We start from the raw sequence: 10,636 nt of genomic DNA, 5'->3' as shown, positions 1-10,636 counted from the left end.
TATTTGGGAAAACGCAAGGTGGAACAGAATGGCCCGACCAAAGTTGCCCCGGCAGAGGTTGGAACAACCAGACTGGTGTGTCCCGCTGCCAGAAAGCGATTTTTTCCCAGGACGAAAACAGGTGCGTTTTGCGATAGTGTCCGACCTGTTTGCCTTGATCGATGACATACAATGTATTGTACAGAGCGTTGCCATCTTTTTCGGGAAGGCTGCCGACGATCACCAGCTTCAGCTCCAATGACAGGGACTGTAGAGTGATCAGGACGCGTGGCGTCTGCTCGGCAAGGTCGGACAGGTGGCGATAATCGTATCCGGTGCTCCACATCTCGGGGAGCACGGCAAGCTGTGCGCCTTGAGCAGCAACACGGCGTAATCCTTCACTGGCTGTGGCCAGATTGTGATCGATTTCGCCGAGGGAGATATTAAATTGTACAGCGGCGGCGGTGACATCGTGTTTCATGGTGGTCAAATCCTATGGATAGGCGTGAAAACGGCATTGGAAAACCACGTAAGTATAGCCTATGCCCTTTCTCTCCTGCAAGTGTTCACTCTGTCGTTACGGGGTGGGGTTCAGCGACGTTACCAATAAAGCAACTGGCTGGAATAGCGTATATTTTTTGTATACACGTCTTTGTGTAGACCAAAAACAACAGAAAGTCACAAATAGGGATTTGAATGGTTGACACCTTCTGGGGGCAGGTGATATTACAATATTCTTTGGTTTGGTAGACCAAGAATTGATGGTATGGGCAAATAAGTGTAAAAGGTTGGCGGGAGGCCGTCAGCTTCCATTTTATGAAATGTGTATTGTTTGTTGGTGACACTGTTACTGCTGGCAGTTGCACCATGTATTATTCCTTAATTTTCTTTTTTTTGTTATGGGGGAAGTTTTGAAAAGCTTGTTTACACTCTTGTTCATTCTGTTGGCAGTGCCCGCGTTTGCCAGTGGTGGAGGAGGTCATGAAATTCATGACCTGACTGGGTCTGTGCTGGGTATCCTGGCTCTGATTATCTTCGTGGGGGCCTATAGTCTGGTCATCATGGAAGAGCAGTTGCATATGCGCAAAAGTAAGCCGGTAATGCTGGCTGCCGGTGTTATCTGGGTACTGGTTGCATTTGCTTACAAACACATTGATCCTTCGGGTCCGCATGAAGCGATCAAGCATAACCTGATTGAGTACGCAGAACTGTTCCTGTTTCTGCTTGCCGCTATGACTTACATCAATGCCATGGAAGAACGTAACGTTTTTCAGGCCCTGCGTTCCTGGCTGGTTTCCCGTGGTTTCTCACTGCGAGTGATTTTCTGGTTGACCGGTTTGCTGGCGTTCCTGATCTCGCCGATTGCTGACAACCTGACCACGGCTCTGCTCATGGGTGCGGTTGTTATGGCCGTGGGTGGTTCCAACCAGCGCTTTGTTGTTATGGCCTGTATCAACGTTGTTGTCGGCGCCAATGCCGGCGGTGCGTTCTCGCCGTTTGGTGATATCACCACGCTGATGGTCTGGCAAAAAGGGATGGTTGATTTTGGTGAATTTTTCGCTCTGTTCCTGCCTTCTCTGGTCAACTGGCTGGTGCCGGCCCTGATCATGAACTTTATGATCAGCAAAGAAACTCCTCAGGCTCTTGACGAAATGGTTAGCATGAAGTTTGGTGCCAAGCGAGTCATGGTTCTGTTCCTGTGCACCATCGTTACGGCGGTTTCTTTCCATAACTTCCTGCATCTGCCCCCTGCAGCCGGTATGATGCTGGGTCTTGGCTATCTGGGCATGTTCTCCTATTACATCAAGCGCAAAGAGCATGCTGCGCTGATGGCGGACGGTCCGATGGATATGACCAGCGAAGAGAGCCATCACGGTTTTGACCTGTTCCGCAAGATTGCCCGTGCCGAATGGGATACGCTGCTGTTCTTCTACGGTGTTATCCTCTGTGTCGGCGGTCTCGGCCAGTTCGGTTATTTGGCGATGGCGTCTCAAGCCATGTACACTGGGCTGGGTCCTTTCCAGGCCAATGTTCTGGTTGGTATTTTGTCGGCCATTGTCGACAACATCCCGGTTATGTTTGCCGTGTTGACCATGGAGCCGCACATGTCTCATGGTCACTGGCTGCTGGTGACTCTGACCGCTGGTGTCGGTGGCAGTCTGCTGTCCATTGGTTCCGCAGCCGGCGTTGCCCTGATGGGTACTGCTCGCGGCATCTACACCTTTGGTCGTCACCTGGTATTTACCCCGGCCATTGCTCTGGGTTATGCTGCCAGTATCGCACTGCACATGTGGATTAACGCCAGTCATTTCCACTAGGCGAATAGTGCTTCAATGTTAAAATTCAACGCCGGACTCTTCAGGGAGTCCGGCGTTGTTGTGTCTGCTCCATGGAGATGCTGTGGCCGGATTGTATATCCATATTCCATTTTGCCGTCAAAAGTGCCCCTATTGCGACTTCTACTCTGAGGTGGATCGGGATGGCGACTTGGTGCTTTATGTTGATGCCTTGTGTCGTGATCTGGAGCTGAGTTGCGCGTGGTATGGAGCCGAGCCTTTTTCAACGGTGTTTTTCGGTGGCGGCACGCCGTCGCTGCTCCCGCCTGATCAGGTGGAACGGATACTTAATCAGGTGCAGCGGTTTTATGGTTTGTCTGCGGACGTTGAGGTATCCATGGAGGTCAACCCCGGTACTGTGGATTGCCAAGGACTGCACGGCTACCATCAGGCAGGGGTAAACCGTTTGTCCATTGGTGTGCAATCATTTGACGACGACCAACTGCGCTGGCTGCGACGTATTCATGATTCCCGACAGGCGTTGGCGCTGGTTGATGAAGCGCGGCGGGCTGGTTTTGAGCGGTTGAATCTGGACCTGATGTTTGCCCTGCCCGGACAAAGTGAAGCAAGTATGGTGGAGAGTTGCCGCCGTATTGCGCAACTCGATGTTGAACATGTGGCGATTTATGGATTGAGTGTCGAGCCGGGAACGCCACTTGCTGCTGCTGAAGCGTCGGGGCGCTGGAGCCAGAGCGACGAAGCGGATTATCAACGTCACTACCTGACGTTGTCTGAGCAACTGATCCGCCACGGTTTTGACCATTACGAAATATCCAATTTCTGTCGTCCTGGTGAAGCCTGTCGGCATAACCTGGGCTATTGGCAACGGCGGCCTTATCTGGGGATTGGTGCTGGAGCACACAGCTTTCTCGGTCAGGGGGATGGGGAGCGGTGGCACTGTCCTGATGATCTCAATGCGTATTTAAGGGCGTTGCAGCATGGGCAGCTGCCACGCCAGCAGCTAGAGACTTTCTCACATGGTCAGGCGGTCTCTGAGGCAGCCTATCTGGCGTTGCGCTGTGGCAAGGGGGTCGATGACCAGGAGTTCCTGCTTCGTTATGGGGTCCGTTTTTCGAGCCGTTTTTCCGATGCCATCGCAGCCTGCGGCGACGCACTTCATCGTTGTGGAACACGCTATTTCTTTGAGCCGAAAGACTGGCTTCTCTACGATTTTTACATCGAAAAATTCCTAATATGACGAGGGTGTTTTTTTGCCCGGTGTGCTCCTTGACAAAGGGTAGGGGCGTTGTTATCTTCACCACTGTTAGCACTCCGGATGTTTGAGTGCTAACAGTGCTAATCGTCGGCCGGTTTATCCGGCTTGTTGTTTTTCGTGTTGCGCGGATCGTCATGGAACTCAATGAACGCAGTCTGAGTATTCTGGAAGCTATTGTCGAAGGGCATATTGCCTCCGGAGAACCGATGGGCTCACGGACCATTGCTCGACAGCAAAAGATGCCGTTGTCGCCGGCCACGGTTCGTAATGTCATGTCGGACCTCGAGGATATGGGCTATATTATTTCGCCCCATACCTCGGCAGGCCGTATCCCCACGGATAAAGGCTACCGCTTTTATGTGGATACGATGCTACGGGTGCGTAATCTCAGTGAGGCGGAACGGCGCAATATCGACGCGTTTTGTCAGTCGGACAATCTGCGCACTCAGGAGTTGCTGAAAAAAGCCGGACGCATTCTGTCGAGCATGTCGAGTTACACCGGGCTGGTGCTGGCGCCGCGTTTTGATGCGACGATTTTTCGTCATATTGAGTTTTTGCCCTTGTCGCAGGGGCGGTTGCTGGTGATTTTGGTGTCGCGTTCCGGGCTGGTGCAGAATAAGGTCATTGAACTCGATGGAGATATGCCCAGCGCCCATGAGCTTGAGCAGATCATGAATTATCTCAACAGCTCGTTGAGCGGTATGACGATTCAGCAGGTACGTTCGTGTATTGTCGAGCAGATGCGTGAGGAGAAAGCACGCTACGATGAGTTGATGCGCCATGCCCTGGCGTTGTCTACCAAGGTGTTTGACAGCGACGTGGAAGATGAGGTGATCATCGAGGGCGTTTCCAATGTCCTCAATCAGCCGGAGTTTTCCGATATTGAGCGGATGCGTCGTCTGTTTGAAGCGTTTGAACAAAAGCATCACCTGATTGATTTGCTGGACAAAAGTCAGCAGGCGGAAGGGGTGCAGATTTATATCGGCAGTCAGTCGGAGTATCAGGAATTTGACGGATGCAGCCTGATTACAGCGAAATATACCCGCGGTGATCAGATTCTTGGCAGTCTTGGCGTGATCGGGCCCAGTCGTATGGCCTACTCGCAAGTGGTGCCAGTGGTTGATTACACGGCACGGCTGGTCAGTCGTGTTTTGCAAATAGAGTCAGAATAGGAGAAATTTGACCGTGTCAAAAAAGAAAAACCCGGAAGTTGAAGAGCAACAAACGGCTCAAGAACCTGAAATCGTTGAAGCGACACCGAAGGACGCCCCCGCTCCGAGTGAAGAGGCTGATGCACTCGATGCGTTGAAGGCTGAATTGGAACAGAGTCGCAACGAGGTGGAGCAGCAGAAGGAACAATATCTGCGCACCCGCGCGGAGATGGAGAATTTTCGCCGTCGCATGCAGCGGGAAAAGGAGGAGTTGAGCAAGTTTGCCAACGAGTCCATTCTGCGTGAAATTCTGCCGGTCATTGACAACCTGGAGCGGGCTGTGTGCCACGCCCGGGAGAATGAAGCCGATGCTTCCAGCTTGCTCGATGGTGTGGAGATGACTTTGAGTCAGTTCCAGAAGGTGCTGGAGAAATTTAATGTCATCCCGGTGGATGCCCAAGGTAAGCCGTTTGATCCGTCATGTCACGAAGCCATGGGCCAGCAGGAAAATGCGGATTGTGAACCCAACACGGTTGTTCAGGTACTTCAGTCCGGCTACATGCTCAACGATCGTTTGTTGCGCCCGGCCCTGGTCATGGTTTCCAAGGCAGCGGCGAGCCAGGAAGCCGAAGCAGATAAATAAAAGAATTCATCACAATATTTCAACCCGTTAAGGAGAATTGATCATGGGTAAAGTAATTGGTATTGACCTGGGGACCACAAACTCCTGTGTGTCCGTTATGGAAGGTGGCGAGCCCACTGTTATTGCAAACGCTGAAGGTGCCCGCACGACACCGTCGATGGTTGCTTTTGCCGAAAACGGTGAGCGTCTGGTTGGTCAGCAGGCCAAACGTCAGGCGGTAACCAACCCGGAAAACACCCTGTTTGCCATCAAGCGTCTGATCGGGCGTAAATTTGATTCAGAAGCGGTTCAGAAGGATATCGAAATCAGTCCGTTTAAGATCATCAAGGCGGACAACGGCGATGCCTGGGTTGAAGCGCGTGATAAGAAATACAGCGCCCCGGAGATCTCCGCCATGATTCTGCAGAAGATGAAGCAGTCCGCAGCGGATTATCTCGGCGAAGAGGTCACCGAAGCGGTTATCACGGTTCCGGCTTACTTCAACGATTCGCAGCGCCAGGCTACCAAGGATGCCGGTAAGATCGCCGGTCTGGAAGTGTTGCGTATCATCAACGAGCCGACTGCAGCAGCTCTGGCCTACGGCCTTGATAAAGAGGGTGATGAGAAGATCGCGGTCTTTGACCTCGGCGGCGGCACCTTTGACGTGTCGATTCTTGAACTTGGTGACGGTGTTTTCGAAGTTAAATCCACCAATGGTGATACCTTCCTCGGTGGTGAGGATTTTGACCAGCGGATTATCGATTATTTGGCCGACGAGTTTATCAAGGAGCAGGGCATTGACTTGCGTGGTGATAAGATGGCTCTGCAGCGTCTCAAGGAAGCCGCTGAAAAAGCCAAGTGTGAGTTGTCCTCCTCCATGGAGACTGACATCAACCTGCCGTTCATCACTGCAGATCAAAGCGGTCCCAAGCACATGAACGTTAAACTGAGCCGTTCCAAGCTGGAAAGCATCTGTGGTGATCTGCTCGACAACCTCGAAGCGCCCTGCCGCACCGCGTTGAAAGACGCCGGTTTGTCCGCCTCGGAGATTGGTGAAGTTATTCTCGTCGGTGGTATGACCCGGATGCCGGCGGTCCAGGAAAAAGTGAAAGGGATTTTTGGTAAAGCTCCGAACAAAGGGGTAAACCCGGACGAAGTGGTCTCCATCGGCGCTGCGATTCAAGGCGGTGTTCTCAAAGGGGATGTCAAAGACGTTCTGCTGCTCGATGTTACTCCGCTGTCGCTGGGTATTGAGACCCTTGGCGGTGTCATGACCAAGTTGATTGAGAAGAACACCACCATCCCGTGCAAGAAAAGTCAGATCTTCTCCACGGCTGCCGACAACCAACCGGCAGTATCGGTCCACGTTCTGCAAGGTGAGCGGGAGATGGCTAACGACAACAAGACCATCGGTCGTTTTGAGTTGGCTGATATTCCGCCGGCACCGCGTGGTGTGCCTCAGATTGAGGTTACTTTTGACCTGGATGCCAACGGCATTATCAGTGTTTCGGCCAAGGATATGGGCACCGGTAAGGAACAGTCCATCAAGATCACGGCCTCTTCCGGTCTCAGTGATGAAGAGATCGAAAAGATGGTCAAGGATGCCGAAATGCATTCTTCTGAAGACAAGAAGAAGCGTGAGTTGATTGAGGCGCGTAATCAGGCCGACAGCCTGGTCTACAGCACCGAAAAATCTCTCAAAGACCATGGTGATAAGGTGGATGAGGAAACCAAGGGCAATATTGAAAAAGCCTTGGAAGACCTGAAAAAAGCTATGGAAGGTGATGACGCCGAGGCGATTAACAAGGCGGTTGAAGCGCTGGCGCAAGCGTCTCATAAACTGGCCGAAGCCATGTATGCCGATGCTCAGCAGGAAGCTGGCGCTGAAGGTGGTGCAGAAGAAGCGGCTGCCGGTGGCGACGAAGACGTGGTTGACGCCGAGTTTGAAGAAGTTGACGACGACAAGAAAAAATAGTCACATTAGAATAACCCACTGATGATAGCGGAGCTGTTGCGACAGCTCCGCTATTGTGCCGTGGTCAGGCCACGGTTTTCTGTAAAGGGATCACATTTTGTCAAAGCGGGATTACTACGAGGTCCTGGGCGTTAACCGGAACGCCAGTGAAGCTGAAATTAAAAAGGCCTACCGCCGTTTGGCGGTCAAGTTTCATCCGGATAAAAATCCCGGTGATCAAGAGGCTGAAGATAAATTCAAAGAGCTTTCCGAGGCGTATGCGGTGCTGGTGGACAACCAGAAACGGGCCACCTACGATCAATTCGGTCATGCCGGTATGGAGGGCGGCGGTGGATACTCCTCCGGCGGTTTCAGCGGCAGTCCGTTTGAAGATATTTTCGGCGATATTTTCGGCGATATCTTCAGTGGTGGCAGCAGTTCACGGCGTAGTCGCGGACAACGTGGCGACGATCTGCGTTATAACCTTGAAGTGAGCTTTGAAGAGGCGGCCTTCGGCACGGAAAAATCGGTAAAAATTCCCCGCCATCACAGCTGTGAAGCCTGTGGCGGCAGCGGTGCCAAAGCTGGTACCAGTCCGTCCACCTGTCCAACCTGTAACGGGATGGGACAGGTACGCTATCAGCAGGGCTTCTTCCAGATGACCCGTCCCTGTCCCGATTGTGGCGGCAGCGGTACTCAGATTAACGATCCGTGTCCCGAGTGTCGCGGTACCGGCCGGGTCAAAGCCAAGCGCAGCCTGTCGCTGAAAATTCCCGCCGGTGTGGAAACCGGCACCCGTCTCAAGCTGACCGGTGAAGGGGAGAGTGGTATCAATGGCGGCCCTGCTGGCGATCTTTATGTGGTGATTTCTGTTGCCGAGCATCCGATTTTCAAGCGTGAAGGGCGCGATGTTATTTGCGAAACGCCTATTTCATTTGTTCAAGCCGCTCTTGGCTGTGAACTCGATGTGCCCACTCTGGATGGCAAGGTGAAGCTGAAGGTTCCTGCAGGAACTCAGTCCGGCAAAGTCCTTAAGCTGACCGGCAAGGGGATTCCCGATATCCGTGGCTACCGGCGCGGCGACCAGCTGGTGGTACTCCGTGTCGAGACACCAACACAGTTGACTTCACGGCAGAAGGAATTGCTTGAGGAGTTTGCCCGTGAAGGTGGCGAAGAGGTCAATCCGTTGGGTAAGGGCTTTTTTGAAAAAGTTAAAGAGATGTTTGATTAGCCCCATGACCGCGAAGCCTCGGTGTTTCTTGCAGCAAATTATGTTATAGTACGCAGCTGTACCTTGCAAAAGGTACAGCTGTTTTGTTTTTTATCTGTTGCATTCATTAAGAGGACATTGGCCAAGGGGGTCTCTCTTTCCCCTGTCGGTTCTGATGTTTTAAAGCCGTTATGCCCTATGCAGGAGACTCTTTGATGATAAAACGGTTTAGTCGTTCGTTGCTGATGCTGATGGTCGCGGTCTGTTGCGTGGCGACGGCGGCGCAGGCCGTCCAATTGGCCGCCGGTGACAACGCAAGCCTCTCCATTGATCCCGCCTTTCGTATGTATCAGCGTGGCGAGAACAATCAGGCTCTCTCTTTTTTGCGCAGCTATCTGCTGGATCATGCGGACAGTCCCCATCTGGACAGTGCCTATCTTCTGATGGCCCGTATTCTCCTTGATGAGCAGAAAGCTGCGGATGCATTGTTTTATCTGCAACGCATTGAACTGCAGAAACAGACCAGCGAAGTTACCCTGTTACGGGTTGCGGCTCTCCAGCAGCTTGGTCAGCTGAATGATGCTGAGCCGCTGTTTGGTGAGCTTTCAGAGGAAAACTTTTTTGGCGATGACCTGGCGTTGTATTATCGCTGTCGAGCTGATTATTTGCAAAACCGTGGTCAAGCGCTCCAATCTTTAATGGTTTTGAGCCTGGCATTTCAATATACCGACAACCGTTTTCATCAGGGGTTTTATGACCAGGTTCAGCAGGTTCTCAGTGGCTTGGACCGTGACCTGGTGACCGAAGCGGCTTTTATGTTTGCCGATACGCCGCTCAAGGATGTGGTGATTCTTTATCAGGCCCGGCAGGCGTTGGATGCCGGTGACGTGGAGCATGCTCGCCATCTGGTTCAGCCCCTTGTCCGTCAGGCCGATATTATTGATGTGCAGATTGCCGCCGCCAATATGCTGGACCAGATTGACGGCAGCCCCTGGTATCAGCGGGCCATTGGTGTGGTGCTGCCGTTGTCAGGGCGCTACGCACCTTTCGGCGAACTGGTGAAACAGGGCATTGAACTGGCGGTGAAGAGCAGCGCCGCACCGATTCAGGTGTTTTATCAGGACAGTGGTGCCGATCCGCAGTCTGCGGCTGATGCGGTTCGTCGCCTGGTGCGTGCCCAGCGGGTGATGGCTGTGATCGGCCCGCTTACCGGTGATGCGGCCATGCTGGCGGTTCAAGAAGCGGAAAAAGCCCAGGTGCCGATCATTACCCTCTCCTATCGCGACGGTTTACCGCAGATGGGACGCTACGTTTTCCGTAACTCTCTGACACCGCAACAGCAGGTTGAAGCTCTGGCCGAGTATGCTATAGAGGAGTTGGGTCTTAATACGTATGCGATCCTCTCCCCCAGCAACAAGATGGGGCAACAGTACGCGCAACTGTTTCGGCAAGCGATTGAGATGCGCGGTGGCGATATTGAGCACCAGCGCTCCTATGGTGAATCGGCCACGGACTTTCGACGTCAGTTGTTGTTGCTCAAAGGTGAAGATCCCGACGCTCCCCAAGATGCTGAACCGAAAGTCGTTGACGAAGAGGGGGACGAGTTGGTTGTCGAGGAAGAGGAGGAGATTGCCGGCTTGCCCAACGTCGATTTTGAGGGGTTGTTTATTCCCGACTATGCCGACAGCGTGGCTCTGATTGCGCCGCAAATTGCCTATTATGGTATTGAGAATGTCCAATTGCTCGGCATCAATGGCTGGAATTCACCGCAATTGATTGATCAGGCGGGCCGTTATGTTCGCGGCAGTATTATCTGTGATGGTTTTTTTGCCCAGAGTCCTGATGCGCCGGTGAAACAATTTGTAGAGCGCTATGAGCGGATGTATGGCGAAACACCGTCAATTCTCGAAGCACAGGGATACGACAGTGTGCGCTTGCTGCTCGGGATTCTTACGGACCCGGCCATCACGACACCGCAACAGCTCCAGCAATATTTGTATCAGATGGAGGCGTTTAACGGGGTGACCGGCCTGCAGGGTTTTGATCGCCAGGGGGAAGCACAGCGCGCTTTATTTATGCTCAAGTTTGGGCGCAAGCAACTGTGGCAGTTGCGTGGTCTGCCCGAACCAATGCCGTCCGTCGAGATGATACCGATTTTTGAATAGGCA

Annotated in this window: 8 protein-coding genes; 7 read left to right on the top strand and 1 reads right to left on the bottom strand. The window is 52.7% G+C overall.

Translation table 11 applies throughout. The features are described 5' to 3' along the window. The coding region (locus tag DACE_RS15420; RefSeq protein ID WP_006002779.1) for a nitrilase-related carbon-nitrogen hydrolase at window positions 1-460 on the bottom strand (460 nt) is incomplete at its 3' end. Between the two features lie 418 nt (window positions 461-878). On the opposite strand from DACE_RS15420, the gene nhaD reads away from it, so the two are divergent. The 7 genes from nhaD (at window position 879) to DACE_RS15385 (ending at window position 10,633) form a co-directional block, all read left to right on the top strand. After that, window positions 879-2,297, top strand: a complete 1,419-nt coding sequence (gene nhaD, locus DACE_RS15415; protein WP_006002777.1) for a sodium:proton antiporter NhaD — start codon at window positions 879-881, stop codon at window positions 2,295-2,297. A gap of 82 nt (window positions 2,298-2,379) precedes the next feature. Next, complete coding sequence (gene hemW / locus DACE_RS15410; RefSeq protein WP_162013617.1) at window positions 2,380-3,513, top strand: radical SAM family heme chaperone HemW; 1,134 nt, start codon at window positions 2,380-2,382, stop codon at window positions 3,511-3,513. Between the two features lie 152 nt (window positions 3,514-3,665). After that, window positions 3,666-4,703 (top strand): heat-inducible transcriptional repressor HrcA, encoded by a 1,038-nt coding sequence (hrcA, locus tag DACE_RS15405; protein ID WP_006002773.1) that lies wholly within the window; start codon window positions 3,666-3,668, stop codon window positions 4,701-4,703. A gap of 13 nt (window positions 4,704-4,716) precedes the next feature. Continuing rightward, the gene (grpE, locus tag DACE_RS15400; protein ID WP_006002771.1) at window positions 4,717-5,325 is read left to right on the top strand and encodes a nucleotide exchange factor GrpE; all 609 of its coding nucleotides are present in this window, start codon (window positions 4,717-4,719) and stop codon (window positions 5,323-5,325) included. Window positions 5,326-5,368: 43 nt separating this feature from the next. After that, window positions 5,369-7,279, top strand: a complete 1,911-nt coding sequence (gene dnaK, locus DACE_RS15395; protein WP_006002769.1) for a molecular chaperone DnaK — start codon at window positions 5,369-5,371, stop codon at window positions 7,277-7,279. A gap of 97 nt (window positions 7,280-7,376) precedes the next feature. Beyond that, complete coding sequence (gene dnaJ, locus DACE_RS15390; protein ID WP_006002767.1) at window positions 7,377-8,489, top strand: molecular chaperone DnaJ; 1,113 nt, start codon at window positions 7,377-7,379, stop codon at window positions 8,487-8,489. Between the two features lie 194 nt (window positions 8,490-8,683). Beyond that, window positions 8,684-10,633: a penicillin-binding protein activator gene (locus tag DACE_RS15385; protein WP_006002766.1), complete on the top strand. Its 1,950-nt coding sequence runs from the start codon at window positions 8,684-8,686 to the stop codon at window positions 10,631-10,633. Window positions 10,634-10,636 lie beyond the last annotated feature (3 nt).

Source organism: Desulfuromonas acetoxidans DSM 684 (assembly GCF_000167355.1).
In the GTDB taxonomy this organism is placed as follows: Bacteria; Desulfobacterota; Desulfuromonadia; order Desulfuromonadales; family Desulfuromonadaceae; genus Desulfuromonas; species Desulfuromonas acetoxidans.
Note: the sequence above shows the minus strand (reverse complement) of the source record. Positions and strands in the feature narration are given on the sequence as shown.

Excerpts from the sequence above, each read along its gene's own strand:
- hrcA (WP_006002773.1), top strand. The coding sequence starts at position 3,666 with ATGGAACTCAATGAACGCAGTCTGAGTATTCTGGAAGCTATTGTCGAA.
- DACE_RS15385 (WP_006002766.1), top strand. The coding sequence starts at position 8,684 with ATGATAAAACGGTTTAGTCGTTCGTTGCTGATGCTGATGGTCGCGGTC.
- nhaD (WP_006002777.1), top strand. The coding sequence starts at position 879 with ATGGGGGAAGTTTTGAAAAGCTTGTTTACACTCTTGTTCATTCTGTTG.
- dnaK (WP_006002769.1), top strand. The coding sequence starts at position 5,369 with ATGGGTAAAGTAATTGGTATTGACCTGGGGACCACAAACTCCTGTGTG.